Annotated in this window: 25 protein-coding genes; 11 read left to right on the top strand and 14 right to left on the bottom strand. The window is 72.8% G+C overall.

Annotated features, from left to right (window positions below; translation table 11 throughout):
* Positions 1-187: 187 nt before the first annotated feature.
* The 3 genes from gcl to ABZ249_RS09825 all read right to left on the bottom strand — a co-directional run bounded on the left by gcl (position 188) and on the right by ABZ249_RS09825 (position 3763).
* On the bottom strand, positions 188-1903 hold the full coding sequence (gene gcl / locus ABZ249_RS09835; protein ID WP_355259832.1) for a glyoxylate carboligase: 1716 nt from the start codon (positions 1901-1903) through the stop codon (positions 188-190).
* Between the two features lie 130 nt (positions 1904-2033).
* Complete coding sequence (locus ABZ249_RS09830) at positions 2034-2921, bottom strand: 2-hydroxy-3-oxopropionate reductase (RefSeq protein ID WP_355259829.1); 888 nt, start codon at positions 2919-2921, stop codon at positions 2034-2036.
* Between the two features lie 44 nt (positions 2922-2965).
* Positions 2966-3763, bottom strand: a complete 798-nt coding sequence (locus ABZ249_RS09825; RefSeq protein ID WP_355259826.1) for a TIM barrel protein — start codon at positions 3761-3763, stop codon at positions 2966-2968.
* Positions 3764-4102: 339 nt separating this feature from the next.
* Here ABZ249_RS09825 and uraD point away from each other — a divergent pair, with 339 nt between their 5' ends.
* From uraD to alc, 6 genes are all read left to right on the top strand, one after another.
* Complete coding sequence (uraD, locus tag ABZ249_RS09820) at positions 4103-4660, top strand: 2-oxo-4-hydroxy-4-carboxy-5-ureidoimidazoline decarboxylase (RefSeq protein WP_355259823.1); 558 nt, start codon at positions 4103-4105, stop codon at positions 4658-4660.
* Positions 4657-5001: a hydroxyisourate hydrolase gene (uraH, locus tag ABZ249_RS09815; RefSeq protein ID WP_220562631.1), complete on the top strand. Its 345-nt coding sequence runs from the start codon at positions 4657-4659 to the stop codon at positions 4999-5001. Before uraD ends, uraH begins: the two co-directional genes overlap by 4 nt.
* Positions 5002-5247: 246 nt before the next feature.
* Entirely contained in the window at positions 5248-6144 is an 897-nt protein-coding gene (pucL, locus tag ABZ249_RS09810) for a factor-independent urate hydroxylase (RefSeq protein ID WP_355259819.1), read from the top strand.
* A 208-nt stretch (positions 6145-6352) separates the two neighbouring features.
* Complete coding sequence (locus ABZ249_RS09805) at positions 6353-7843, top strand: nucleobase:cation symporter-2 family protein (protein WP_355259816.1); 1491 nt, start codon at positions 6353-6355, stop codon at positions 7841-7843.
* Between the two features lie 97 nt (positions 7844-7940).
* Entirely contained in the window at positions 7941-8867 is a 927-nt protein-coding gene (locus ABZ249_RS09800; protein WP_355259813.1) for a LysR substrate-binding domain-containing protein, read from the top strand.
* 90 nt (positions 8868-8957) lie between these two features.
* A complete protein-coding gene (gene alc / locus ABZ249_RS09795) occupies positions 8958-10085 on the top strand; it encodes an allantoicase (protein WP_355259810.1) in 1128 nt (375 codons plus the stop codon).
* Between the two features lie 116 nt (positions 10086-10201).
* On the opposite strand, the gene allB is transcribed toward alc, so the two are convergent.
* Both allB and ABZ249_RS09785 read right to left on the bottom strand, forming a co-directional pair.
* Positions 10202-11551 carry an allantoinase AllB gene (gene allB / locus ABZ249_RS09790; protein WP_355259807.1) on the bottom strand — a complete coding sequence of 450 codons (1350 nt, stop codon included), beginning with the start codon at positions 11549-11551 and terminating at the stop codon, positions 10202-10204.
* 117 nt (positions 11552-11668) lie between these two features.
* Positions 11669-12943: an aldolase gene (locus ABZ249_RS09785; protein WP_220562637.1), complete on the bottom strand. Its 1275-nt coding sequence runs from the start codon at positions 12941-12943 to the stop codon at positions 11669-11671.
* A 246-nt stretch (positions 12944-13189) separates the two neighbouring features.
* Between ABZ249_RS09785 and ABZ249_RS09780 the strand changes: the two genes are divergently transcribed.
* Positions 13190-13972: an IclR family transcriptional regulator gene (locus tag ABZ249_RS09780; protein ID WP_260697241.1), complete on the top strand. Its 783-nt coding sequence runs from the start codon at positions 13190-13192 to the stop codon at positions 13970-13972.
* An 87-nt stretch (positions 13973-14059) separates the two neighbouring features.
* On the opposite strand, the gene era is transcribed toward ABZ249_RS09780, so the two are convergent.
* From era to ABZ249_RS09750, 6 genes are all read right to left on the bottom strand, one after another.
* A complete protein-coding gene (gene era, locus ABZ249_RS09775) occupies positions 14060-15028 on the bottom strand; it encodes a GTPase Era (RefSeq protein WP_355259804.1) in 969 nt (322 codons plus the stop codon).
* Between the two features lie 10 nt (positions 15029-15038).
* Positions 15039-15380 carry a cytidine deaminase gene (locus tag ABZ249_RS09770; RefSeq protein WP_220562639.1) on the bottom strand — a complete coding sequence of 114 codons (342 nt, stop codon included), beginning with the start codon at positions 15378-15380 and terminating at the stop codon, positions 15039-15041.
* Positions 15377-16753: a hemolysin family protein gene (locus tag ABZ249_RS09765; RefSeq protein ID WP_355259801.1), complete on the bottom strand. Its 1377-nt coding sequence runs from the start codon at positions 16751-16753 to the stop codon at positions 15377-15379. Before ABZ249_RS09765 ends, ABZ249_RS09770 begins: the two co-directional genes overlap by 4 nt.
* Positions 16753-17241, bottom strand: coding sequence for an rRNA maturation RNase YbeY (gene ybeY, locus ABZ249_RS09760; protein WP_355259798.1), 489 nt, complete (start codon positions 17239-17241; stop codon positions 16753-16755). The genes ABZ249_RS09765 and ybeY overlap by 1 nt, the downstream gene beginning before the upstream one ends.
* Positions 17242-17356: 115 nt before the next feature.
* The gene (locus ABZ249_RS09755; RefSeq protein WP_355259795.1) at positions 17357-18475 is read right to left on the bottom strand and encodes a PhoH family protein; all 1119 of its coding nucleotides are present in this window, start codon (positions 18473-18475) and stop codon (positions 17357-17359) included.
* A gap of 207 nt (positions 18476-18682) precedes the next feature.
* A complete protein-coding gene (locus tag ABZ249_RS09750) occupies positions 18683-19036 on the bottom strand; it encodes a histidine triad nucleotide-binding protein (protein ID WP_355259792.1) in 354 nt (117 codons plus the stop codon).
* Between the two features lie 280 nt (positions 19037-19316).
* Here ABZ249_RS09750 and ABZ249_RS09745 point away from each other — a divergent pair, with 280 nt between their 5' ends.
* Positions 19317-19847, top strand: a complete 531-nt coding sequence (locus ABZ249_RS09745; protein WP_220565283.1) for a SigE family RNA polymerase sigma factor — start codon at positions 19317-19319, stop codon at positions 19845-19847.
* Entirely contained in the window at positions 19844-20566 is a 723-nt protein-coding gene (locus ABZ249_RS09740; RefSeq protein ID WP_355259789.1) for a hypothetical protein, read from the top strand. Before ABZ249_RS09745 ends, ABZ249_RS09740 begins: the two co-directional genes overlap by 4 nt.
* Before the next feature lie 103 nt (positions 20567-20669).
* On the opposite strand, the gene ABZ249_RS09735 is transcribed toward ABZ249_RS09740, so the two are convergent.
* The 3 genes from ABZ249_RS09735 to hrcA are packed head-to-tail and all read right to left on the bottom strand — an operon-like array spanning position 20670 to position 23564.
* The gene (locus tag ABZ249_RS09735; RefSeq protein ID WP_355259786.1) at positions 20670-21410 is read right to left on the bottom strand and encodes a 16S rRNA (uracil(1498)-N(3))-methyltransferase; all 741 of its coding nucleotides are present in this window, start codon (positions 21408-21410) and stop codon (positions 20670-20672) included.
* Complete coding sequence (dnaJ, locus tag ABZ249_RS09730) at positions 21407-22546, bottom strand: molecular chaperone DnaJ (RefSeq protein ID WP_220562646.1); 1140 nt, start codon at positions 22544-22546, stop codon at positions 21407-21409. Before dnaJ ends, ABZ249_RS09735 begins: the two co-directional genes overlap by 4 nt.
* A 4-nt stretch (positions 22547-22550) precedes the next feature.
* Positions 22551-23564 (bottom strand): heat-inducible transcriptional repressor HrcA, encoded by a 1014-nt coding sequence (gene hrcA, locus ABZ249_RS09725; protein WP_220562647.1) that lies wholly within the window; start codon positions 23562-23564, stop codon positions 22551-22553.
* A gap of 140 nt (positions 23565-23704) precedes the next feature.
* Between hrcA and ABZ249_RS09720 the strand changes: the two genes are divergently transcribed.
* Both ABZ249_RS09720 and ABZ249_RS09715 read left to right on the top strand, forming a co-directional pair.
* Entirely contained in the window at positions 23705-24535 is an 831-nt protein-coding gene (locus tag ABZ249_RS09720) for a DUF3097 domain-containing protein (RefSeq protein WP_355259783.1), read from the top strand.
* 666 nt (positions 24536-25201) lie between these two features.
* Entirely contained in the window at positions 25202-25531 is a 330-nt protein-coding gene (locus ABZ249_RS09715; RefSeq protein WP_220565284.1) for a DUF4870 domain-containing protein, read from the top strand.
* The last annotated feature ends 36 nt before the right edge of the window (positions 25532-25567 follow it).

Raw genomic sequence — 25567 nt, 5'->3', positions numbered from 1 at the left:
CACGGGTTTCCGGAGGCCCGGAGCGAACGTCTTCGAGGACGAAGGCAGCCGGCCGCCAGGCCGTCCGTTGAGGGTGGTGGCGGGCGACGGGTGGGCGAGGGCGTGAGCGCACGGCCGAAGGTTCCCGTTCTCCGGGCGCCATCGCACGGGGCGAAGCGGAGCGGAGGCCCGAAGCGAGCAGGGTCGACTACGCGCCGGGGACCGGCTCGAACTCCTTGACCGCGTCGATCGCGGGCCCGTGCGGGGTGTTGGCCTCGCGCTCGATCATGATCTCGACGAGCACTGGGCGGGAGGTCGACCTGGCCTCCTTGCGGGCCCACTCCAGGGCGTCGCGGATCTCCCCCGGCTCCCAGACGCGGCGGCCCGCGCAGCCGTACGCCTCCATGATCTTGACGTTGTCGGTGCCGTACTCGTCGTAGTGGATGTCCACCTGGTAGTTCATCCCGTAGGGGATGGACGCCTGGCGGATCAGGCCCAGGTACTCGTTGTTGAGCATGATGATGACGTAGGGGACGTTGTACTGGGCGGCGACGGCCAGTTCCTCGACCATGTACTGGAACCCGTAGTCGCCGACGATGCCGACGACCTCGGCGTCCGGGTCGGTGTCCTTCAGCGCCTTCTTGACGCCGATGGCCGCGGGGATCTCCCAGCCCAGCGGGCCCGCCTGGCCGCAGATCTGGTAGCGGCGCGGCTTGTACGCCTTCTGGTGCTGGCCGCCCCAGATCTGGTACAGGCCGATCGCGGTGACGAAGTAGGTGTCCTCGTCGAAGACCTCGTTGATCTCCTTGTAGACGCGCGGCGCCTTGACCGGCACGCTGTCGAAGTCCTCGCGCCGGGTCAGGGTGGCCTTGAGCTCGCCGACCCGGTCGACCCAGGCCCCGACCTCGGCCCGGGCCTCCCGCCGCTTCGCCGCGGCCAGCAGCTCGCGCAGGAAGAGGCGGGCGTCGGAGACCACGCCCAGGTCGGGCTCGAAGACCCGGCCGATCTGGGTGGCCTCGATGTCGACGTGGATGAACTTGCGCTCGCCCCGGTAGACGTCGATCTGGCCGGTGTGCCGGTCGGCGAAGCGCGCGCCCACCGCCAGGACCAGGTCGGACTCCAGGAACGAGGCGTTGCCGTACCGCTGGGAGGTCTGCACGCCGGTCATGCCCGCGTACAGCGGCGAGTCCTCGTCGAAGGAGCCCTTGCCCATGAGGGTGACCTGGACCGGGACGCGCAGGTACTCGGCGAGTTCGCGCAGCTCCCCGGAGGCCTCGGCCAGGATGACGCCGCCGCCCGCCAGGATGAGCGGGCGCTCCGCCTCCAGCAGCAGGTCCAGGGCGCGCTCGACCCGGGGCAGGTGGGGCTCGACGGTGTTGACCTTGAGCGGGGCGTCCAGCTCGGGGTCGTAGTCGATGACCTGCTGGGCGATGTCGACGGGGATGTCGACGAGGACCGGCCCCGGGCGGCCCTCGCGGGCGATCCGGAACGCCTCGCGGAAGATCCACGGGGCGGTCGCCGCCTCCTTGATCTGCACCGCCCACTTGGTGACGGGCTTGGCGATCTCGACGATGTCGACGGCCTGGAAGCCCTCCTTGTCCAGCAGGTCGGTGCGCTGCTGGCCGGTGATGCAGACGATCGGGATGGAGTCGGCGATCGCGGTGTACAGGCCGGTGATCATGTTGGTCCCGGCGGGGCCGGAGGTGCCGATCGCCACGCCGACCTTGCCGGTGGTGCGCGACCAGCCGTCGGCCATGTGGGTGGCGCCCTCCTCGTGGCGGACGGTCAGGTGCTCGATCCCGCCGACGTCCTCCAGCGCCTTGTAGAGGGGCAGGATGGCGGCGCCGGGGCAACCGAAGGCGGTGTCGACGCCCTCGTCCTTCAGAACCTCGACGACCGCGTTCATCACGGGCATCCGTGTCATGGCTGTTCCTTCAGTGCTAGGGGGGAGTTCCGGGGGCGGGCCGGCTCCGGACGGTCACGCGGTGCGGCCAACACACGCGGCCGCCGGGCGGCCCGGGACGGCGGAGTGCTCTGCTCCGCCGCGCGGCCGCCTACTGCTCGCGGCCCGAGAGCTGCTCGACGATCTTCAGCAGCGCGGAGTGGTCGAGGCCGCCGTGGCCCTGCTGCTTGAGTGCCGCCACGTACTGGGCGACCTGGGAGCCCAGCGGGATCACCACCCCGGCGGCGTGCGCGGAGTCGGTGACGATGCGCATGTCCTTGTCGTGCAGGGCGATCCGGAAGCCGGGGGCGAAGTCGCGCTCGCGCATGGCCCTGCCCTTGCGCTGGAGCACGGTGCTGCCCGCGAGCCCGCCGCCCAGGACCTCCAGGCCGGCCTCGGTGTCGACGCCGTGGGCCTCCAGGAAGACCAGGGCCTCGGCCAGCAGCTGGATGTTGCCCGCGACGATGAGCTGGTTGGCGGCCTTGACGGTCTGCCCGGCGCCGTTGGGGCCGACCAGGACCGGGGTGGTGCCCAGGACGTCGAAGAGCGGGCGGGCCGCCTCGAAGTCCTCCTGGGAGCCGCCGACCATGATGGACAGCTTGGCCTCGATGGCCCCGGCCTCGCCGCCGCTGACCGGCGCGTCCAGGACCCGGAACCCGCGCTCGGCGCCGGCCTCGGCCACGGAGCGCGACACGTCGGGGCGGATGGTGCTCATGTCGATGATGAGCGTGCCGGGCTTGGCGTTCTCGAACACGCCGCCCTCGCCGAGCAGCAGCGCCTCGACGTCCGGGGAGTCGGGGACCATCGTGATGACGGCGTCGGCGTCGGCGACCGCCCCGGCGACGCCGCCGCCGCGCAGCCCGCCCTCGGCGACGAGGGCGTCCACGCGGTCGGGGGTGAGGTTGTGGCCGGTGACGGTGTACCCGGCGCGGACGAGGTTGACGGCCATGGGCAGGCCCATGATGCCGAGTCCGATGAAGGCGACCTTGCGGATGGACACGGTGTGCCCCTTCCTGTTCGTGGCTGTGGGTGCGGGCGCGCGGTTCAGCGCAGGCGGCCGAAGCTCTGCGCGGTGGGGACGGTGGGCTTGTACTCCAGGCCCACCAGGCCCTGGTATCCGCCCTTCTGGGCGGCGGTGAGGAGGTCGTCGATGGGCAGCTCTCCGGTGCCGGGCTCGCCGCGGCCGGGGACGTCGGCGATCTGGACGTGTCCGAACTCGGCGGCGTGGTCGCGGACGACGGCGGCGACGTCGTCGCCGTTGGCGGCCAGGTGGTACAGGTCGGCCAGCAGGGCGACGTTGCCGGCCCCGGCGGCCCGGGCCCCGGCGACGAAGTCGAGGCCGTCGCGGGCGGTCTTGAGCGGGTAGTCCTCGGCGCCGCTGAGGGGCTCGATGAGGACGGTGCCGCCGACCCGGGCGACCGCCTCGGCGGCGGCGACGGTGTTCTCCAGTGCCAGGCGGTCCTGCTCGGCGGGGTCCACCCCGGCCTGGCGCAGGCCGTACAGGGCGTTGAAGCCGGTGGTGCCGGTGCGCTCGGCGATCGCGGTGACGACGTCGAGGTTGGCGCGGAACTCGGCGGAGCGCGCGGGCTGGGAGAGCACGCCCCGGTCGGGCCCGGGCAGGGCGCCGGCGAAGAAGTTGAGGCCGGTCAGCCGTACGCCCGCGGCCTCGATGGCGGCGATGAACGCGTCGACGTCCTCCCGGGGCGGGGTGGCGCTCTCGAAGGGCCACCAGAACTCGACGGCGTCGAACCCGGCCTCGCGGACGGCCCGGGGGCGCTCGTTGAGGGGCAGCTCGGTGAAGAGCATGGAGCAGTTCACCGTGTACCCGAGGGTGTGGCTCATGCACGGCCTCCGTGGTTACTTCCGCAATGTGGAACTTGCTTTTCGCTTTAAGGAATGATTTGAGTGTGCGTCGGGTCGCCCCGGTTGTCAACACCCCCAGGGCCGACCGGCCGCCGCCGGCCGCGCCGACCACCCCCGGCACCCTCCGGACCACGACCGCCTCCGCACGTTCGGCGGATCTTTTGCCCATGTCATGAATCCGCTTGTTTTTCACCGAAAGCCCCTTGCGAGTGTTGACAAGGTCACACTGCCATCAACTAGAGTCCCTGCAATCCGTAATACGGAATCGCATGTCTGCACTATGAAAGCCCGGCTTCGGCCGGGTCACGGGAGAACCCCATGCCCGAAAGCACCTCGGCGGAGCCGGACACCCGGCCCGACCAGGGTCTGGACCGGCTCAACGCCCTCTCCGAGGAGGGACTGCGCGCCGAGCTCGCGCAGTGCCTGGACGTGGAACGCTGGGTGCGGGCCGTCGCGGCCGCCGCCCCCTACGCCGACCGCGCCGCCCTCCTCGACACGGCCGACGCCCACGCCCGCGAGATCACGGCCGACGAGGTCGCCTCCGCACTGGCCCGCCACCCCCGCATCGGGGAGAAGGCCCGGGGCCGGGGCACCGAGGCCGCCTGGTCGCGCGGAGAGCAGTCCGCGTTCGCCTCCGAGACCGACGACGCCGCCGTCCGCGTCCAGCGCATCTTCCAGTACGCCCAGCAGGAGTACGAGGAGAGGTTCGGGCAGATCTACCTGGTCTGCGCCAGCGGCCGCGGCCCCCGCGACCTGCTGTCCGACCTGGTCGGACGGCTCGGCAACGACCGCGACACCGAACTGGCCGTCGTCGGCGGCGAACTGCGCCGGATCGCCGCCCTGCGCCTGGTCAAACTCCTGGAGGCCGAAGGATGAGCCACGTCACCACGCATGTCCTGGACGCCGCGCTCGGCCGCCCCGCGGCCGGCGTCCCCGTCCGGCTGGAGGCCGCGGCCGACCCCGGCCGCTCCTCCTGGAAGACCGTCGCCGAGGGCGTGACCGACGGCGACGGCCGGGTCGGCGACCTGGGCCCCGAGCGGCTCGCCGCCGGATACCACCGGATCACCTTCGACACCGCCGCCTACTTCGGGGCGACGGGGCAGCGGGGGTTCTACCCCGAGGTCTCCATCGTGTTCGACCTCGCCGACGAGGACGCGCACTACCACGTGCCGCTCCTGCTCAGCCCGTTCGCCTACTCCACCTACCGGGGCTCCTAGGCCCTGTTCCCGAACGCCCTCCTGTACCGCCGGGCACGGACCCGCAGCGCAGCGGAGGTTCAGGGGAACACGGCGACGGACACCCGAACGCAACCGAAAGGACACGCCTCAGGACACGGCGACACGCAGGATCACAGACTCAGGGTGCGTGATAGGTCCTTCCGCATGACCAGCGGTCCTCCCTCGTACGCACAGCGTTCACACGCGAACGACGAAGACTTATCCACACGGATGGAGTTCACCCTGATGGGCATCAGACTCGGAGACAACCAGTACGGCAAGGCCGAGGTGCGCCTCGTCCACGTCGACCGCCAGACCGACGTCCACCGGATCAAGGACGTCAACGTCACCTCCCAGCTGCGCGGCGACCTGGAGGACGTCCACACCGTCGGCGACAACGCCACGTGCCTGCCGACCGACACCCAGAAGAACACGGTCTACGCCAAGGCCCGCGAGTGGGGCGGCGTCGGCGCCGTCGAGGACTTCGCGCTGCGCCTGGCCCGCCACTTCGTCGACGAGCACGAGTACGTGCACGGCGCCCGGCAGGAGATCGAGGAGTACTCCTGGGAGCGCATCGTCACCTCCGACGGCCCCCACGACCATTCCTTCGTGCGCAACGGCGCCGAGACCCGCACCACCGTCGTCACCAAGGACGGCGGCCGCGAGTGGGTCGTCTCCGGCTTCACCGGCCTGACCGTCCTGAAGTCCACCGGCTCGGAGTTCCACGGGTACCCCAAGACCCGCTACACCACGCTCCAGGAGACCACGGACCGCATCCTGGCCACGGACGTCACCGCCCGCTGGCGCTACATCGGCACCGACCACGACTTCGACAAGGCCTACGCGTCCATCCGCGCGCTGTGCCTGGAGGCCTTCGCGAACACGCACAGCCTCGCCCTCCAGCAGACCCTCTTCCAGATGGGCACCGCCGTCCTGGAGGCGCACCCCGAGGTCGCCGAGATCCGCTTCTCGATGCCCAACAAGCACCACTTCCTGGTGGACCTGTCGCCGTTCGGCCTGGACAACCCCAACGAGGTGTTCTTCGCCGCCGACCGCCCCTACGGAAAGATCGAGGCCGTCGTCGAGCGCGACGACGCCCCCGAGCCGGGCGACGCGTGGAAGTCCGTGCCGGGCTTCGTCTGATCCCCGCCCTCCCCCGGGGCCCGACGTGCGGCCGGGCCCCGGACCCGCCCCCCGATCCGAGGTGACCCCTCGCCTGCCCGCAGCGCAGCGGGCTGCCCGCCTCCGCCGTGCCCCGGCACGGGCCGCAGGCGGTGCGATTCGTCGGGCGCACGCGCCCGAGAGACCGACCACCCCCCGTGGTCACCTGAACAAAGGCTGGAAACTGGCCATGTCGAACAGTCCGTCCGCGAAGGACTCGGCCACAACGAACGCCCCCGCCCCGCGCCCCGAGGACGAGAAGCTGCCGCCCCGGCTGCTGCTCGTCTACGGGATCCAGCACATCCTCACCATGTACGCCGGCGCGGTCGCGCCGGCCCTGGTCATCGGCGCCGCCGCCGGACTCGCGAACGACCCCGCCTCCATGGGGATACTCGTCAGCGGCGCGCTGCTGGTGGCCGGGATCGCCACCCTCATCCAGACCGTCGGCCACCGCCGGATCGGCGCCCAGATGCCGATCGTGGTCGCCGCCTCCTTCGTCCCCGTCAGCGCCGTCACCACCCTGGCCGCGGGCGAGAACGGCGAGAACCTGCCGGTGGCGTTCGGCGCCTCCCTGGCCGCCGGCGTCTTCGCCCTGTGCCTGACCCCGTTCTTCGGGCAGCTCATCCGCTTCTTCCCGCCGATCGTCACCGGCACGATCATCACCGTCATCGGGGTCAGCCTGATGCCGGTGGCCGCCCGGTGGATCATGGACGGCGGCGTCCACACCGGCGCGGACGGCGCGTCGGTCCCGGCCGCGCCCCTGGCCAACCTGGCCCTGGCCGGGGTCACGCTCGCCGTCATCCTCCTGGGCTCCCGGGTGCTGCCCGGGATCTGGGGGCGGCTGTCCATCCTGCTCGGCATGGTGGTGGGCACCCTGGTGGCGCTGCCCCTGGGCATGGCCGACTTCAGCCGGGTCGGCGAGGCCGACATCGTGTTCAACCCGACCTCGGTGTTCTACTTCGGCGCCCCGCAGTTCCAGCCCGCCGCGATCGCCACGATGTGCGTGATCATGCTGGTGGTCCTCACCGAGGGCGCCTCGCACATCATCGCCGTCGGCGAGATCACCGGGACGAAGGTGGACGCCCGGCGCATCTCGGCGGGCCTGCGCGCCGACGTGAGCGGGTCGATCATCGGCCCGATCTTCAACTCCACCCCGACCAGCTCGTTCGCCCAGAACATCGGGCTGCTGGCGCTCACCGGGATCCGCAGCCGCTACGTGGTGGCGGTGGGCGCGGGCATCCTCATCCTGCTGGGCATGTTCCCGATCCTGGGCGGCGTGATGGCCGCCCTGCCCGCCCCGGTCCTGGGCGGGGCCGGCCTGGTGCTGTTCGGCAGCGTGGCCGCCAGCGGCGTCAAGACGCTGGCCAAGGTGGACTTCACCCGCAACCTCAACCTGGTGCTGGTGGCCGCGTCGGTCGGGGTGGCGGTCATCCCGCTCGCCTACCCGACGTTCTACTCCTTCCTGCCCTCGTCCGTGGAGATGATCGCCCACTCCGGGATCATCGGCGCCGCGGTGTCGGCGATCCTGCTGAACATCTGCTTCAACGTGATCGGCGGCGGCGACCGGGCGGAGCCGGCCGCGATCGACACCCGGGAGATCGGCTCGGCCGGCCCGGGCGAGGCCAAGTACACCGACCAGGCGGGGGCCGCCTACCGCGAGGAGGACCCCGACCGGATCTGAGCCGGTCCCCCGCGGCGGGGGCGGGTGCGTGCCATCGGGGCGCACCCGCCCCCGTTCCCTTTCCCGTTCACCGGAGCCGAATGGTATGCCTGTGACCATGACCGACTGGGACCTGCGCAAGCTGCGCGTGCTGCGCACCCTCGACCGGGTCGGGACGGTGCGCGCCACCGCCGAGGCCCTGTCCACCACCCCCTCCGCCGTCTCCCAGCAGCTGTCCGCCCTGTCCCGCCAGGTGGGGGTGGAGCTGCTGGAGCCGCACGGGCGCCGGGTGCGGCTCACCGACGCCGCCCGGGTGCTGCTGCGGCACACCGACATCGTGCTGGCCCAGCTGGAGCGGGCCGAGGCGGAGCTGGACGGGTTCGCCCGCGGCGGGGCCGGGACGGTGCGGGTGGGCGCGTTCGCCACGGCCGTGCCCGGGCTGGTGGTGCCCGCGCTGAGCGCGGTGCGCGACGCCCACCCGGGCCTGGCGGTGCGGGTGCACCAGGCCGAGGCGTCGGAGGTGTACGACCTGCTGGCCGCGGGGGAGATCGACATCGGCCTGTCGCTGGCCGCGCAGGCCCCGACCGGGCGCGACGACCGCTTCGAGCGCGCCGGCCTGCTCACCGACCCCATGGACGCGGCCCTGCCCGCCCGGCACCGGCTGGCCGGGGCCCCCGCGCTGCGCCTGCGCGAACTGGCCGGGGAGCCCTGGATCTACGGCGCCGACGGCCCGTGGCGGGACATCACGGTGGCGGCCTGCGCCCAGGCCGGGTTCGCCCCGGAACAGGCGCACGTGGCCTCGGACTGGCGGGCCATCCTCGACATGGTCGCCGCCGGGCTGGGGGTGGCGCTGGTGCCGCGGCTGGCAGCGGCCGGGGACAGCCCCGGGGTGGCCCTGCGGGTGCTGCACGAGGACCGGCCGCGGCGGCACGTGGTGTGGGCGGTGCGCGCCGGGTCGCGGGAGCGGCCGCAGATCGCGGTGGCGCTGCGGGCCCTGGTGGACCGCGCGGCCGCCCTCGCCACCGCGAATGTTCAGTTCGAATGAACACGGTGATCGGAAACTTTCGCTGGAAATGACCGTTTCCTCCTGCCAATCTGAGGATGTCCGAAAGATCCCTCGCTCGGCAGGAGGACCATGAGCACCACCCCCGGCTTCGATCCGCGCGCCTACAACGCCCGCCCCTACTCCGGCGGCGACCCCTACGCCGACTACCGGCCCACCGACCTCGACCTCGGCGGCCTGGTGGACCTCGCGGACCGCAGGCTCGGGGGCGCCGTGGTCGCCGCCAACGACGAGTTCTTCGCCCACCGCGAGAACATGCTGCGGCCCGAACCCGCCGAGTTCGACCCCCACGCCTTCGGGCACAAGGGCAAGGTCATGGACGGCTGGGAGACCCGGCGCCGCCGCGGCCCGGCCGCCGACAGCCCCCACCCCTCGGCCGACGACCACGACTGGGCGCTGGTCCGCCTGGCCCTGCCCGGCGTGGTCCGCGGCGTGGTCGTGGACACCGCGCACTTCCGCGGCAACCACCCCACCGAGGTGAGCGTGGAGGCCGCCCACGTGGAGGGCACCCCCACCACCGACGAGCTGCTCAAGGCCGAGTGGACCGAGCTGGTGGCGCGCACCCCCGTGTACGGACACGCCGCCAACGGGTTCGAGGTGGCCGACGGGCACCGCTGGACCCACCTGCGGGTCAAGCAGTTCCCCGACGGCGGCATCGCCCGCCTGCGCGTGTACGGCGAGCCGGTCGCCGATCCTGTCTGGCTGGCCGCCCTGGGCTCCTTCGACCTGGTCGCGCTGCTCAACGGCGGCGCGGTGGAGGACGCCTCGGACCGGTTCTACTCCTCCCCCGAGAACATCATCGCGCCGGGCCGCTCCCAGAAGATGGACGACGGCTGGGAGAACCGGCGGCGCCGCGACGACGGCCACGACTGGGTGCGCTTCCGGCTCGCCGCCCAGGGCGAGATCCGCGCCCTGGTCCTGGACACCTCCTACCTCAAGGGCAACTCCGCCGGGTGGGTGACGGTGCTGGGCCGCGACGCGGAGGGGGACGACCCCGAGGCGTGGTTCGAGATCCTGGGCCGCACCCGGCTGGAGCCGGACGGCATCCACCGGTTCGTGCTCCCGGCGCCGGTGACCGCCACGCACGTGCGGACCGACGTCTTCCCCGACGGCGGCCTCGCCCGCCTGCACGTGTACGGATCCCTGACCGAGGCCGGGACCGCCGGCCTGGAGCGCCGGTGGGCACGGACCCGCGCCTGACCGAGAGCCGGGGGCCGGTGTTCGGCGGTCGGCCGCCGGCCCCCTCCCCTCCGCCGGCACGGGGAGAGGACGGAGGGCGGCGCACCCGCACGGGTGCGCCGCCCTCCCCCGTCGTCTCAGGAGCGCTCGATCATCCGCCCCGCCGTGGAGTCCCCGGTGACCTCGGCCCCGCGCAGCAGGGTGCGCCGGACCCGGCCGGTGAGCACCGCGCCGTCGTAGGCGCTGACCGGGTTGCGGTGGGCCAGCTCCCGGGCGTCCACCCGCACCTCCTCCTCCGGGGCGAAGAACACCAGGTCGGCGTCGGTCCCGGCGGCGATCGCGCCCTTGCCGGACACCCCGGCCACCCGGGCGGGGGCGGCCGACATCCAGGCCACCACCTCGGCCAGCGGAACACCGCGCCGCCTCGCCTCGGTCCACATCGCGGGCAGCCCCACCTGGAGACCGGAGATCCCGCCCCAGGCGGTGCCGAAGTCACCGGTGTCCAGGTCCTTGAGGTCGGGGGTGCTCGGCGAGTGGTCGCTGACCACGCAGTCGATCAGGCCCTCGCGCAGCGCCCGCCACAGCAGGTCGCGGTTGCCCTCCCCGCGGATCGGGGGGCAGCACTTGTACCCGGTGGCACCGGCCGGGACGGCCTCCGCGGCCAGGGTCAGGTAGTGCGGGCAGGTCTCCACCGTGAGGCGGACGCCCTCCTCCCGGGCCCGCGCGATGAGCGGCAGCGCCGCGGCGCTGGACAGGTGCAGGATGTGCGCCCGCACGCCGGTGCGCCGGGCCGTCTCGATCACCAGGGAGATCGCCCGGGTCTCGGCGTCGTCGGGCCGCGAGGCCAGGAAGGCGGCGTAGTCGCGCCCGGCGGCCACCGGGGCCGCGGCCAGCACGTCGGGGTCCTCGGCGTGCACGATGAGCAGCCCGTCGAACGCGGCGATCGCCTCGGCGGCGGTGGCCAGCTCGGCGGCGGACAGGTGCCCGAACTCGTCGACCCCCGAGGGCGACAGGAACGACTTGAACCCGAAGACCCCGCGCTCCCACAGCGCGGTCAGCTCCCCTGTCCCGCCGGGACGGCTGTTCTCCGGCACCGCGCCGCCCCAGAAGCCGACGTCCACCGCCAGGACGCCGTCGGCGGCCGCCCGCTTGGCGTCCAGCCCGGCGACGGTGGTCGTGGGCGGGACGCTGTTGAGGGGCATGTCCACCAGGGTGGTCACCCCGCCCAGGGCGGCGGCCCGGGTGGCGGAGGCGAAGCCCTCCCACTCGGTGCGGCCGGGTTCGTTGACGTGCACGTGGCTGTCCACCAGCCCGGGCAGCAGCACCTCGTCGGCGGCGGCGCGCAGCTCGCGCGCCCCGGTCAGCGGCGCGTCCGCGCCGTCCAGCACCTCGACCACCGTTCCGTCGCGCACCCCGAGGGTCACCGGGCGCTCCCCCCGCGGGGTGAGGGCCCGCTCGGCGCGGACGACCAGATCGAGACGGTCCATCTCCTACCTTTCCTTCACGGGGACGCCCGGACCCCCGAGGGGGTCCGGGCGTCCCGACAACGGCCGCACGGGGCGGCCCGGTCCGGCGCCCGTTCCGTGCCGGGGCGCCGGACCCGGTCAGCCCACCCGGCGGGTGGCCAGGGCCAGGAGGGTGTCGGCGTCGGTGCCGGTCGCCTCGGCGACCTCCCCGCCGTCCAGGGCTCCGCAGCGCAGCCCCTGGGCCAGCACCGAGGCCAGCGCCTGGGCGGTGGCGGGCTCGTCGGCAACGTTGCCGCCCTCCACCGACCCCAGGTAGGCGCGCAGCCGCGCCGCGGCCGGCGCGAACGCCTCACGGTAGAACACGAATCCGGCCAGGTGGCGGATCGGCAGCTGGCGGGGGTGCAGGTCCCAGCCCTGGTAGAAGCCGCGCTCCAGGGAGCGGGACACCAGGCCGGCGTGCAGCCGCCAGGCGGCGTGCACCTCCTCGGCGGTGCCGACCGGCAGGATGTTGCTGCCGCCGTCGGAGAGCCACACGCCGGTCCCGGCGGCGGCCACCTGCATGACGGACTTGGCGTGGTCGGCCACCGGGTGGGCCAGGCTCTGGTGGGCGGCGGTGATCCCGCAGGCGGCGCTGTAGTCGTAGGTGCCGTAGTGCAGGGCGGTGACCCGGCCCGCCCCGGCGGCGATCATCCGGGGAACGGCGACGGTGCCGTCGGCGAGCAGGATCGACTGGGGGGTCTCGATCTGCAGCTCGAAGCCCAGCCGCCCCTCCTCCAGGCCGTAGCGCCGCTCCAGCCGACCGGCCAGCCAGGCCATCGCCTCCACCTGCTCGACGGAGGTGATCTTGGGCAGGGTGAGGACCAGGCCCTCGGGCAGGGAGCCGTGCGCCTCCAGGAGGGTGCGCAGGAAGAGGTCGAGGGTGCGCACACCGCGGTGGCGGCCGGCGGCCTCCATGCCCTTCATCCGGATGCCGAAGTAGGGGGTGGCCTCCCCCTTGGCCAGGTCCGCGGCGAACGCCTCGGCCACGGCGCGGGTGTGGGCGTCCTCCGCCTCGTCGCCGGGGGCGCCGTAGCCGTCCTCGAAGTCGGCGCGCAGGTCCTCGACGGGCTCGGAGGCGAGCTTGGCGCGCACGCGGGGCAGGGCGTCGGCGACGGCCGCCTCGTCCAGGCCGGTGATCCGGGCCAGGTCGGCGGGTTCGGGGGCGTACTCGTCGAGCGAGGCCAGCGCCTGCGCACCCCAGTCGGCGGCCAGGCCCGGGCCGACGCGGTCGGCGGGCACGTAAACGCTGTGCACCGGCTGCCGGGCGCCGCGCGCACCCGGGTACTCCCGGCCCAGGCGGGCGTCCGCGTCGGCGAGCCGGGAGTCGAGTCCGGCGACCAGATCAGCAAGGTCCCGGGGGGTGTCCTTGGCCACGTCCGATGTCCTCCTCCGTGGTCGGCGCGTCTTTGCGAGGCACGCGCAAATTCCTATATGCGGATACTAACTTCTACTATCCGGAAGAACAAGGGTTCAGGGCGGCCCAGACCACGGGTCCCGGGAGTTCCCTCGGAAAGCAAGAGCGAAAACCCTCTTTCGTATTGCAAAATAAGGAGGGTGACCGCAGCGGCCCACAGCAGGGGAGCACCAGCCTTGGCAGCCTCACAGACATCCGGCGCGGACCTGGCCCGCCCCGACGACCCGGTCCGGCGCACCGGCGGGGTCCAGTCCCTCGACCGCGCGTTCGCGCTGCTGGAGATCATGGCGGACGCCGGCGGGGAGACCTCCCTCAGCCAGCTCGCCGACGCCTCCGGCCTCCCCCTGCCCACCATCCACCGGATCATCCGCACCCTGGTCGGCAACGGGTACGTGCGCCAGCTCCCCTCCCGCCGCTACGCCCTGGGCCCCCGCCTCATCGGCCTGGGCGACAAGGCCGCCAAGATGCTCGGCACCTGGGCCCGCCCCCACCTGGCCCAGCTCGTGGAGGAGCTCGGCGAGACCGCCAACCTCGCCATGCTCGACGGCGACAAGGCCATCTACGTCGCCCAGGTGCCCTCGCCGCACGCCATGCGCATGTTCACCGAGGTCGGCCGCCGCGTCCTGCCCCACTCCTCCGGGGTCGGCAAGGCACTGCTCTCCCAGCTCGGCGACGAGGAGGCGCTGGCCACCGTCCGCCGCACCGGGATGCCCGCCGCCACCAACCGCACCATCACCGACCCCGAACGGTTCATCGCCGAACTCCACACCATCCGCCACAACGGCTACGCCATCGACGACGGGGAGCAGGAGATCGGCGTACGCTGCGTCGCCGTCCCCGTCACCGGGGCCCCCTCCGGGATGGCCGTGTCCATCTCCGGCCCCGAGGCCCGGGTGAGCTGGGACTTCGTCAACCGCGCCGCCCCCATCGTCCAGCAGTGCGCGGCCACCCTGGCCGGGGACCTCAACAACCAGAACCCCCGGGACTGAGCCCTCCCGGCCCCGCGCCCGGGCGCGGGGCCGGGACGCGAACGGGCCCCGGAGCCGTCGCTCCGGGGCCCGTTCGCGCACGCCCTGCTACGTCGGCTGGTCGAAGCCCAGCTTGCGCAGCTGCTTGGGGTCGCGCTGCCAGTCCTTGGCCACCCGCACCCGCAGGTCCAGGAACACCCGCTGCCCGAGCAGGCCCTCGATCTGCTTGCGGGCCCGCGAACCCACGTCGCGCAGGCGGGAGCCCTTGGTGCCGATCACGATCGCCTTCTGGCTGGGGCGCTCCACGTACAGCGAGGCGTAGATGTCCACCAGCTCCTTGCCGGGCCTGGTGTTCTCCCGCTCCCCCATCTCGTCGACGACCACCGCGATCGAGTGCGGCAGCTCGTCGCGCACGCCCTCCAGGGCGGCCTCGCGGATCAGCTCCGCGACCAGCATCTCGTCCGGCTCGTCGGTGAGGTCGCCGTCCGGGTACAGCGGCGGCCCCTCCGGCAGGTGCGAGCACAGCACGTCGGTGACGGTCTCCAGCTGGTAGGAGGCCTGCGCCGACACCGGGACGATGTCCGCCCACTCCCCCAGCCGGTCCACCGCCATCAGCTGCTCGCCCACCTGCGCCCTGTCGGCCAGGTCGGTCTTGGTCACCAGCGCGACCACCGGGGTGTTCGTCTGCTCGGCCAGCTCCCTGGCGATGTAGGTGTCACCGCGCCCGATCGGCTCGTTCGCGGGCAGGCAGAACGCGATGACGTCCACCTCGACCAGCGTGGACCGCACCAGCGAGTCCAACCGCTCCCCCAACAGGGTGCGCGGCTTGTGCAGTCCGGGCGTGTCCACGATGATCAGCTGCGCGTCGGGCCGGTGCACGATCCCGCGCACCGTGCGCCGCGTGGTCTGCGGCCGGTTGCTCGTGATCGCCACCTTCTGGCCGACCAGGGCGTTCATCAGGGTGGACTTGCCCACGTTCGGGCGGCCGACGAAGCACGCGAAACCGCTGCGGAAGCCCTCCGGGTAGGAGGGCATCGTCAGCGGCACCCGCAGCTTCTCCAGGTCGAGGTCGTTCATATGTCCTTCTTCAGCGGCGGATGATGCCCGCCGGCACCCCGTCGGGGGCGGCGATCACCACCGTCGCGGTCTTGAGGTCGTCCAGCACGGCGCGATCGGCCCCGTCGAGCTCCGGCTCCGCGGTGACCACCACCGCGGCCTCCAGCGCGGTCGCCTCACCGGAGACCGCCGCGGCCACGGCCGCCTGGAGCGCGCTGAGCTTCAGCGAGGGCAGCGACACCGTGGTCGCCACGTAGGTACGGCCGGTCTCGTCGCGCACCGCGGCGCCCTCGGGCGCGGCGTTGCGGGCCCGCGAGGCGCGCGCGAGGGTGACGAGCTTGGTGTCCTCGGCGCCCAGGGTCGTGTCGCTCACTGTTCCGTGCTCCTTGTGTTCTTGTTCCCGTCCCGCTCGTCCTCACCCTGTTCTCCGGGAAGGCGTTCCACGAGGACGGTCGTCATCCGGTTGCGGCGGCTGCTCTTCCCCTCCAGGGTGAGCCTGAGCCCAGCGTATTGCGCCTGGGCCCCGCCCGACGGGACCCGCCCCAGCACGAACGCCACCAGGCCGCCGACCGTCTCGACGTCGTCGACGTCCAGGTCCTCGTCGGGGAACAGCTCGGCCAGCTCGCCCAGCGGCAGCCGCGCCGTCACCCGGACCCGGTCCTCGTCCAGCCACTGCACCGGGGGGATCTCGTGGTCGTACTCGTCGGTGATCTCGCCGACGATCTCCTCCACGATGTCCTCCAGCGTGACCAGCCCGGCGGTGCCGCCGTACTCGTCGATGGCCACCGCGACGTGGTTGCGCTGCTTCTGCATCTCGCGCAGCAGCTCGTCGATGGGCTTGGTGTCGGGCACGTAGGTGGCCGGGCGCATGACGTCGCCCGCGGTCAGCGGCACCTCCCCGCCGGGGTTGCCCGCCGCCGCGGCCCAGCGGTCGCGCAGCCGGTCCACCAGGTCCTTGAGGTAGACGATGCCGACCACGTCGTCCTCGTCCTCCCCGGTGACGGGGATGCGCGAGTACCCGCTGGCCAGCGCCAGGGTGAGCACGGCGTCGGCGTCGGCCTCCCGCGAGGTGAACACGATGTCGGGGCGGGGCACCATGACCTCGCGCACCGACGTGTCGTCGAGCTTGAACACCGAATGGATCATCTGGCGCTCCTCGGGGTCGATGACCTCCCCCTGCTCGGCCAGGTCCACCAGCTGGCGCAGCTCCACCTCGGTGCTGAACGGCCCCTCCCGGTCGCCCTTGCCGCGCGGGGTGAGCGCCCGCCCGGCGCCCACCAGCAGCTGCGCCAGCGGGCCCACCACGACCTGGACCGGGTACACGATCGCCACGGAGGCGCGGGCCAGCTGCCCGGAGAACTGGCGGCCCAGGATGCGCGGGGTGACGGCGATCAGCACCGACTCCACCACGACCATCGCCACCGCCGTCAGGACCAGCGCGGGCCAGCCCAGTCCCAGCAGGAAGACCATGCCGACCGCGGCGGCGATGACCGCGCACACCTCGCAGACCACGCGCAGGAACAGCAGCACGTTCAGGTGGCGGGTGGGGTCGGCGGCCACCTTCTCCCAGCCCCGGCCGGTGCCCTCGGGCAGGCCCACGGACGCCACCCGGGTGACGGCGACCTCGGCGGCCACCAGGAACCCGGCCACGGCGGTGAGCGCCAGGGCGACGGCGAACGACGTGATCCATTCGACGGGGTCGCCGGTGGTCAGGGCGGCGACATCGGGCCACACCGACGGTCTCATCAGGCGGTCTCGTCCCCCTCCGCGGCCCGCTGGGCCTCGCTCTCCCGCCAGGAGGCGAGGATCTCACCCTGGAGGCCGAACATCTCCTTGTGCTCGTCCGGCTCGGCGTGGTCGTAGCCCAGCAGGTGCAGGATGCCGTGCGTGCACAGCAGGTCGATCTCCGCCTCGGTGCTGTGCCCGGCCTTCTCGGCCTGGCGCTCGGCCACCTGCGGGCAGATGATCACGTCACCGAGGACGCCGGGCTCGCTGGTGCGGCCGGGGCCGCCGGGGCGCAGTTCGTCCATGGGGAACGACAGCACGTCCGTCGGTCCGGGCTCGTCCATCCAGCGCACGTGCAGGTCGGCCATCGGGCCCTCGTCGACCAGGACCACGGACAGCTCGGCCAGCGGGTGCACCCGCATGGCGTCCAGCACGTACCGGGCGAGCCGGGAGAGCCGCTCCTCGTCCACGGTGGTGACGCCGGACTCGTTGGCGACGTCGATACTCATCGGTTGCGGATGCCTCACTTGATCGTTGCGGTCGGGCGCCGCAGGGCGGGCACCCCTAGGGCAGCGGAAGCGGTGAGCGCGCACGCGGCGCGCCCACCGGCTCCCTTGCCACCCCTTAGTCTGCCCGCTGTCGTGGGTGGGCGCTCCCGGTCCCGGCCTCGCCCGGGGTGTCGGGGGCCTCACGGCGGGGCGACAGGCCCCGCCCCCGGCCGCCGCGGCGGTCGCCCTGACCGCCCCCGGCGCCGTTCTGCCGGTCGGCGTCGTAGCGCCCGTAGGCGTCGACGATCTGTCCCACCAGCTTGTGCCGGACCACGTCCTCGCTGCTCAGCTTGCAGAACGCGATGTCGTCGATATCACGCAGGATCGTCTCGATGGTGCGCAGCCCGCTGGCCTGCCCGCTGGGCAGGTCCACCTGGGTGACGTCGCCGGTCACCACGATCTTGGACCCGAACCCCAGCCGCGTCAGGAACATCTTCATCTGCTCGGGCGAGGTGTTCTGCGCCTCGTCCAGGATGATGAAGGAGTCATTAAGGGTTCTACCCCTCATATACGCCAGGGGGGCGACCTCGATGGTGCCGGCGGCCATCAGCTTGGGGATGGAGTCCGGGTCGAGCATGTCGTGCAGGGCGTCGTAGAGCGGCCGCAGGTAGGGGTCGATCTTGTCGTAGAGGGTGCCGGGCAGGAAGCCCAGGCGCTCGCCGGCCTCGACCGCGGGGCGGGTGAGGATGATCCGGTTGACCTCTTTGTCCTGTAGCGCCTTGACCGCCTTGGCCATGGCCAGGTACGTCTTGCCGGTACCCGCCGGGCCGATCCCGAAGACGACCGTGTGCCGGTCGATGGTGTCGACGTAGCGCTTCTGGTTGACCGTCTTGGGGCGGATGGTCTTGCCGCGGTTGGACAGGATGTTGGTGGTGAGGACGTCCGCCGGGCGCTCGGTCCCCGGCGAGCGCAGCATGTGGACCATGCGCTCGATGGTGTCCGGGGTGACGTGGGTGCCGCTCTTGGCCAGCTCGATGAGCTCTTCGATCAGGCGGACGACGACGGCGGTCTCCTCCGGGGAGCCGCTGATGGTGAACTCGTTGCCGCGGACGTGGATGTCGCTCTCGAAGGCCCGCTCCAAGGCTCTGAGGAGCTCGTCCCCCGAGCCGAGCAGGTTGATCATCGTGTGCTCGTCGGGCACCACGACCTTGACCTGGGCGTCCCGTCGCGGATGCGTGTGCGTTGTCTCGGCCATGGTGTGGCCTTGCGGCCGCTGTCCCTGCCCTTCGGGGTCGGGCGTCCCGACGGCGGGTGGGGCGCCTCATGTGACGGTCCGGGCCGCTTGCGCTGCGGCGCCGGCGGGGCCCCGGGCCGGGGGTCGGCGAACCCCCTCAGCCTCCTCAGGCCCACGGCCACGAGTCTAGCAAGGCACCCCGCACCCGCTCGATCGGTTATTCGCGGGTCACCCCGGGGGCCAGTTGAGGCCGCGCCCGCCCAGGAGGTGCCCGTGGAGGTGGAAGACGGTCTGCCCCGCGCCGCTGCCGGTGTTGAACACCAGCCGGTAGCCGCTCTCGGCGACGCCCTCGTCCTCGGCGACCGCGCGGGCCTCCCTCACGATCGCGTCCAGCAGCCCGGTGTCGGCCTCGGCCGCGGCCCCGGCGTCGGCGTAGTGCTCGCGCGGAATGACCAGGACGTGGGTGGGCGCCTGGGGGTTGATGTCGCGGAACGCGATGGTCCGCTCCCCCTCCCGGACGATCTCGGCGGGCACCTCCCCCCGCACGATCTTGCAGAACAGGCAGTCGGCCTGTGTGGTCATCGGCAACCTCCGTCGCATCGGGTCGGCACCATGATGCCGCAGGCCGGGCCCGGGGGCCGCACGCGTCCGTTCCACCCGGAAAGGGACGGTTCCCACCGCGGTCCGCCGGAAGCGCGATAGGCTTCCCTCCCGTGCGCGTCGGCGGCTCGAGCACCGTCCATCTCGGCCACGCTCGGGCGTGTTCGGGTTGAATCGCGCTCCTACCTGGAAAAGAAGAGGTATGCCCTTTCGTAAACCCCGCGACAAGGGTGTGCGTCGAACTGATGTGACGACAGAAACCATGGTGGCCGGAGCCACCACGGCGCCCCTGGCCGTGGAGTGGGACGCGGACCATGCCGTGACGGAGCTCTACCGGGAGCACTACCGTCCGCTCGTCCGTCTCGCCGCCCTGCTGGTCCGGGACCACGCGACGGCCGAAGAGGTCGTGCAGGACTCGTTCGTGGCCATGCACGGCGCGTGGCGGCGCCTGCGCGACCCCAACAAGGCCCTGTCCTATCTCCGCCAGGCGGTGGTGAACAAGGCCCGGTCCGTGCTGCGTCACCGTGCGGTCGTGGAGAAGCACGCTCCCAAGGCCCTGCCCGACGCCCCCAGCGCCGAACACGGCGCACTGAACCTGCTGGAGCGCGAGGCCGTGATCCGTGCCCTGCGCAAACTTCCCACCCGTCAGCGAGAGGCCATCGTGCTCCGGTACTACGGCGACCTGTCCGAGGCTCAGATCGCGGACGCCATGGGGATCAGCCGGGGTGCGGTGAAGAGCCACACATCCCGTGGCATCTCCGCGCTCCGCTCTGTTCTGGAGCAGACGACATGAGCAGCCCTACAGATCCCGCGAACGACGACTTCGAGGCCCTACTGCGGCAGGCGCTGAAGGCGGAGGCCGACACCGTCGCGCACTCGCCCGAGGCCCTGAACCTCATCCGCGAGCGGACCGCCGCCCGCCGCGGCGGCGCCTGGTTCGGGCTCCCGTGGCTGCGCCCGGCGCTGGCCGTGGCCGGTGCCGTGCTCATCGCAGCCTCGGTGGCCATGTCCACGCCCCAGGTGCGCGAGCAGGTGCTGGAGATGGTGCCCGCGGGCGCCGACAGGTTCGGCACCCCGCCGGAGCAGGACGGCGGCGGGGTGGCCGCGCCCACCCTGGAGGAGGAGGCCCCCGCGCCGGAGCCGCAGACCTCCGCGCCGGAGCCCTCCCCCGAGCCCTCGACCGAGCCGAGCGCGCCCGCCGAGGGCGGGGAGGACGGCGACGGCCCCACCGCGACCTCGACCTGCCCGTCGGTCCCCCCGACCGCGTCGGCCGACGACAAGGAGGAGGACGCGGACGGGCAGAAGGACGAGGAGTGCGCCCCCTCCGAGGAGCCCTCCCCCGGCAGCGGCACCGGTGAGCCGGGTGGCGGCACCGGCGGTGAGGAGCCCGGCGGCACCGGCGGTGGTTCCGGCGGCGACACCGGTGGCGGCACCGGCGGTACCGGCGGCGGCTCCACCGGCACCGAGGGGACCGAGCAGCAGTCCTCGTCGGGTGCCTCCGCCACGGAGTAGCGCGTGGACGTGGAGAAGGGGGCCTCCCGGGTCTGATCCCGGGAGGCCCCCTTCTTCTGTTCTTCTGTGTGCGGCCGGCTCGGCGGCGGCCGGGTCCCGCGGGCTACCAGCGCCCGGTGCGGGCCTGGAGCACGGAGAGCGCGGCCACCCCCGCCGTGGAGGTGCGCAGGACGGTGGGGCCCAGCAGGGCGCGCACGGCGCCCGCGGCGTCGAAGGCGTCCAGTTCGGCGTCGGAGAAGCCGCCCTCGGGGCCCACCACCAGGACCACGCCCGCCCCGTCGCCGTCGGCGGGGACCGGCACCTGCGACAGCCGCAGGCCGGCGTCCTCGTGCAGGACCACGCCCAGGTCGGCGGCGGCCAGCAGCTCGGCGACGGCGGTCCGGTCGGCGGGCTCGGCCACCTCGGGCAGCCGGGCCCGGCGGGCCTGTTTGGCGGCCTCGCGGGCGGTGGCCCGCCACTTGGCCAGTGACTTGGCGGCCCGGTCGCCCTTCCAGCGGGTGATGCTGCGCTCGGCCGACCAGGGGACGATCGCGTCGACCCCGGCCTCGGTCATCGTCTCCACGGCGGTCTCGCCGCGGTCGCCCTTGGCCAGGGCCTGCACCACGGTCAGCCGCGGGCGCGGAGCGGGTTCCCGGATCCGCTCCAGGACCCGGCAGACGATGTGGTCCCTGCCGGTGTCGACGACCGTGCAGCGCAGCCGCAGTCCCAGCCCGTCGGACAGGTCGACGGCCTCACCGGCCCGCAGGCGCCGCACCGCGGCGGCGTGGTGCCCTTCCGGGCCGGTGAGGGTGACGGTGTCGGCCGCCAGCTCGGCCGTGTCGGCGAGGAAGACCGGCGGCGTCACTTGGCGCCGAAGGCGTCGCGGAGCTTGGCGAACAGGCCGCCGTGGCCGGGGCTGAACCGGCCCGGGGCGCGGTCCTCGCCGCGCAGCTCGGCGAGCTTGCGCAGCAGCCCCTCCTGCTCCTCGTCGAGCTTGCCCGGGGTCTCCACGTCGACGCGGATGCGCAGGTCGCCCCGGCCGCCGCCGTCGAGGTGGGTGACGCCCTTGTTGGGCAGGGTGATGACGTGGCCGGAGTTGGTGCCCGGGCGCAGGTCGATGTTCTCGGTGCCGTCGAGGGTCTCGAAGGCGAAGGAGGCGCCCAGCGCGGCCGCCGTCATGGGGACGGTGACCGTGCAGTGCAGGTCGTCGCCGCGCCGCTCGAAGGTGGGGTGCGGCCGCTGGACGATCTCCAGGATGATGTCGCCGCGCGGGCCGCCGTTGGGGCCGACCTCTCCCTCGCCGGCGAGCTGGATGCGGGTGCCGTCGTCGACGCCCGCGGGGATCTTGACGGTGCGGGTGACCTTCTCGCGCACCCGGCCCTCGCCCGCGCAGTCGGGGCAGGGGTCGGGGATGACCGAGCCCTGGCCGCCGCACTGGGGGCAGGGGCGGGAGGTCATGACCTGCCCGAGGAAGGAGCGGGTGACCTGGGAGACCTCGCCCTGGCCGTGGCACATGTCACAGGTGGTGCGGTGGGTGCCGGCGGCCGTCCCCTCGCCCTGGCAGGTGGCGCACAGGATGGCGGTGGGGAAGGTGATCTCCTTGGTGACGCCGAACGCGGTCTCGGCCAGGTCCAGCTCGACGCGGATCTTGATGCTGCGCCCGCGCCGGACGCGCTCGCGGGGGCCGCGTCCGCCCGCCTGGCCGCCGCCGAAGAAGGCGTTCATGATGTCGTCGAACGGGAACCCGGCGGCGCCGCCGAAGCCGCCCGCGCCGCCCCCGCCCGGGGCGAAGGGGTCCTGGCCCATGTCGAACATCCGGCGCTTGTTCTCGTCGGAGAGGACCTCGTAGGCCTGGGTCACCTCCTTGAAGCGCTCCTGGGTGGCGGGGTCCGGGTTGATGTCCGGGTGCAGCTCGCGCGCGAGCCTGCGGTACGCCTTCTTGATCTCGTCCTTGGAAGCGTCGCGACGCACACCGAGGACCTGGTAATAGTCTCTGGCCACTGAGTTACTGTCCTGCCAAAATCTGTCCGACATACCGAGCAACGGCGCGTACCGCCCCCATCGTCCCGGGGTAGTCCATCCGGGTGGGTCCCACGACACCGATCTTGGCGAGCGACTGGTTTCCCACACCGTAGTCGGCCGACACGACCGAGGTGGACCGCAGCCCCTCGTGGAAGTTCTCCGCGCCGATGCGCACCGTGAGCATCGACGGGTCCTTCGCCTCACCCAGCAAACGGATGAGGACCATGTTCTCTTCCAACGCCTCCAGGACGTCCCTCAGGCTGGCGGCGAAATCGACGGCCGCGAGGTTGGCCGTGCCCGCGAGGACCAGCTTCTCCTCGTGGCGTTCGACCAGGCTCTCCAGCAGTACGGACAGGACGGACGCCGCCATGGCGCGGTTCTCCTCGGGTACCTGCTGTGGCAGGTCCTCGACCGCGCCGGGGACCTCCGCGAGGTGCAGGCCGGCGGTGGCCCGGATGAGCATGCCGCGCAGGTCGGCGACCGCGTCGGCGTCGACCTCCCCCAGGCCGTCGATGACGCGCTGCTCGACCCGGCCGGTGTCGGTGATGACCACCAGCATGAGCCGCTGGCCCGCGAGGGGCACCAGCTCGACGTGCTGGACGGAGGAGCGGGTCAGCGACGGGTACTGGACGATCGCCACCTGGCGGGTGAGCTGCGCGAGCAGCCGGACCGTGCGGGCGACGATCTCGTCGAGGTCGACGGCGCCGTTGAGGAACGACTCGATGGCGCGGCGCTCCGCGGCCGAGAGGGGCTTGACCGAGGACAGGCGGTCGACGAAGAGCCGGTACCCCTTGTCCGTGGGCACGCGCCCGGCACTGGTGTGGGGCTGGGTGATGTACCCGTCCTCCTCCAGCGCGACCATGTCGTTGCGGATGGTGGCCGGGGAGACCCCGAGCCGATGGCGGTCGGCGAGGGCCTTGGACCCCACCGGTTCGTTGGTGCTGACGAAGTCCTCGACGACGGCACGCAGGACCGCGAGCTTGCGCTCATCCAGCAACTCGCCACCTCCTGGCACTCGATGGTCCTCAGTGCTAATTCTATGCCCGGACGCAAACCCCGGCCGCTCCGCGGGCGGGGGCGGCGCCGGCGCGGCGCCTTCCCCGCCGGCGGGGGGCGCCGTCTGTAGACTGCACCACCGTGGCTACCAAGGGAACCGGCCGGTACGGCCGCGATGTGCTGGCCTCGGCGCGCAACCGCCCTGAGCGGAGGGTCCGCGAGGTCCCGCTCGACCGCGACCTCGTGGTGGAGGACGCCGGGGAGGCGTTCTGCGGCGCGGTGGTCGGCTGGGACAAGGCGACCGTGACCCTGGAGGACCGGCACGGGCGGCGCCGGGTGTTCGCACTGGAACCGGCCGCCTTCCTGGTGGACGGCGAGCCGGTGACCCTGGTGCGGCCGTCCGCTGCTCCGCGGGGGCCGCTGCGCAGCGCCTCCGGTTCGGTCGCCGTCCAGGGCCTGAGGGCGCGCACGGCCCGGGAGGGCCGGATCTACGTCGAGGGCGCCCACGACGCGGAGCTGGTCGAGAAGGTGTGGGGGCACGACCTGCGCGTGGAGGGGGTGGCCGTCGAGTTCCTGGAGGGGGTCGACGACCTGCCCGCGATCGTGGCGGAGTTCACCCCCGGCCCGGGGCGGCGCCTGGGGGTCCTGGTGGACCACCTGGTGCCGGGGTCGAAGGAGTCGCGGATCGCCGAGCGGGTGCGGGGCGGGGACGTCCTGGTGGCGGGCCACCCCTACGTCGACGTGTGGCAGGCCGTGCGGCCGGCCGCGCTGGGCATCCGCGCCTGGCCCGAGGTGCCCAGGGGGGTCCCCTGGAAGGAGGGGGTCCTGGAGGCGCTGGGCTGGCGGATGAGCACGGGTGAGGCGTGGCGCCGGATCCTGGGTTCGGTGCGAACCTATGCTGACCTGGAACCGGCCCTGTCGGGTCGGGTGGAGGAACTCATCGATTTCGTCACCGGCCCGCACGGACCGTGACCCCCCTTGCGCCTAGGATTCAGACCGGACACGAGGCCGGTTTCTGCCTCCGGTCGTCGGTACGGCCCGGTAGACACGAGATAGCGCCCCTCACCAGCGGAGCCGAGGAAGAGCATGAGCGAGACCCCGACGAATCCCCCGTCCCCGGAGGACCCGAACCAGGGCCCGCCCTCCGGCGAGCAGCCGCAGGCGCCGTCCCCCTACTCCCCGGAGTACGGTGAGCAGCGGGGGCACGAGCAGTACGGCGCACAGCAGCCGTCCGGCGGGTACCCCGCCCACGGCCCCTCGGGCGCGCAGCCGGGGTACGGGCAGTACGGGCAGCCCTCGGGCGGACAGCCCGGCCACGGGCAGTACGGCGGACAGCCGCAGCCGCAGTACGAACAGCCCCAGGCGCAGCCCCCGCAGGCACAGCAGCCGCAGTACGGACAGGGCCAGCCCGGCTTCGCCCCGGCGCCCGGCGCCCCGCACTACGGCCCGCCGCAGCCCCAGGCCCAGCCGCCCTACGGGGACCAGGGCCCGTACGGCGGGGCCCCGCAGCAGCCGCAGCCCCAGGGACAGCCGCAGTACGGTGTACCGCAGGGGCAGCCGCAGTACGGGCAGCCGCAACCCGGGGCCGGTGCCTCCGGCGCCCCGGCCCAGAGCGGCGACAACGACGTCCTGATGGCGATGCTCGCCCACCTGTCCGGCTTCATCATCGCCTGCCTGGGCTGGATCCCCCCGCTGGCGATCTACTTCGCCAGGCGGAACACCTCGCCGTACGTGCGCCACCACGCCTCCGAGGCGGCGAACTTCCAGATCACGCTGCTCATCCCGTACATCTTCGCCGGGGTGGTCTTCATCGGTCTGGGTATCTTCTTCCCGAACCTGTCGTGGATCGGTTCCCTGCTGATCGCCCTGATCTGGATCGTTTCGATCGTGTTCGGCGTCCTAGGAGCCAACGGAGCCAACAAGGGGGCGTGGTACCGCTACCCGTTCAGCATCCGTCTGCTCAAGTGACCGACCGCACCCGCGAACGCACCCGTCCCTAAGGAA

The sequence above is a fragment of the Nocardiopsis sp. NPDC006139 genome (genome assembly GCF_040614155.1).
In the GTDB taxonomy this organism is placed as follows: Bacteria; Actinomycetota; Actinomycetes; order Streptosporangiales; family Streptosporangiaceae; genus Nocardiopsis; species Nocardiopsis changdeensis.
The sequence above is the reverse complement of the archived record's forward strand: the minus strand, read 5'-3'. Positions and strand labels throughout refer to the sequence as shown.

Bases quoted from the DNA above. Each gene is read 5' to 3' on its own strand.
- ABZ249_RS09825 (WP_355259826.1), bottom strand. From the start codon at position 3,763: ATGAGCCACACCCTCGGGTACACGGTGAACTGCTCCATGCTCTTCACC.
- ABZ249_RS09800 (WP_355259813.1), top strand. From the start codon at position 7,941: ATGACCGACTGGGACCTGCGCAAGCTGCGCGTGCTGCGCACCCTCGAC.
- allB (WP_355259807.1), bottom strand. From the start codon at position 11,551: ATGGACCGTCTCGATCTGGTCGTCCGCGCCGAGCGGGCCCTCACCCCG.
- ABZ249_RS09765 (WP_355259801.1), bottom strand. From the start codon at position 16,753: ATGAGACCGTCGGTGTGGCCCGATGTCGCCGCCCTGACCACCGGCGAC.
- alc (WP_355259810.1), top strand. From the start codon at position 8,958: ATGAGCACCACCCCCGGCTTCGATCCGCGCGCCTACAACGCCCGCCCC.
- uraH (WP_220562631.1), top strand. From the start codon at position 4,657: ATGAGCCACGTCACCACGCATGTCCTGGACGCCGCGCTCGGCCGCCCC.
- ABZ249_RS09745 (WP_220565283.1), top strand. From the start codon at position 19,317: ATGGTGGCCGGAGCCACCACGGCGCCCCTGGCCGTGGAGTGGGACGCG.
- pucL (WP_355259819.1), top strand. From the start codon at position 5,248: ATGGGCATCAGACTCGGAGACAACCAGTACGGCAAGGCCGAGGTGCGC.
- ABZ249_RS09805 (WP_355259816.1), top strand. From the start codon at position 6,353: ATGTCGAACAGTCCGTCCGCGAAGGACTCGGCCACAACGAACGCCCCC.
- ABZ249_RS09750 (WP_355259792.1), bottom strand. From the start codon at position 19,036: ATGACCACACAGGCCGACTGCCTGTTCTGCAAGATCGTGCGGGGGGAG.
- era (WP_355259804.1), bottom strand. From the start codon at position 15,028: ATGAACGACCTCGACCTGGAGAAGCTGCGGGTGCCGCTGACGATGCCC.
- ybeY (WP_355259798.1), bottom strand. From the start codon at position 17,241: ATGAGTATCGACGTCGCCAACGAGTCCGGCGTCACCACCGTGGACGAG.
- ABZ249_RS09755 (WP_355259795.1), bottom strand. From the start codon at position 18,475: ATGGCCGAGACAACGCACACGCATCCGCGACGGGACGCCCAGGTCAAG.
- gcl (WP_355259832.1), bottom strand. From the start codon at position 1,903: ATGACACGGATGCCCGTGATGAACGCGGTCGTCGAGGTTCTGAAGGAC.
- uraD (WP_355259823.1), top strand. From the start codon at position 4,103: ATGCCCGAAAGCACCTCGGCGGAGCCGGACACCCGGCCCGACCAGGGT.
- ABZ249_RS09715 (WP_220565284.1), top strand. From the start codon at position 25,202: ATGCTCGCCCACCTGTCCGGCTTCATCATCGCCTGCCTGGGCTGGATC.
- ABZ249_RS09740 (WP_355259789.1), top strand. From the start codon at position 19,844: ATGAGCAGCCCTACAGATCCCGCGAACGACGACTTCGAGGCCCTACTG.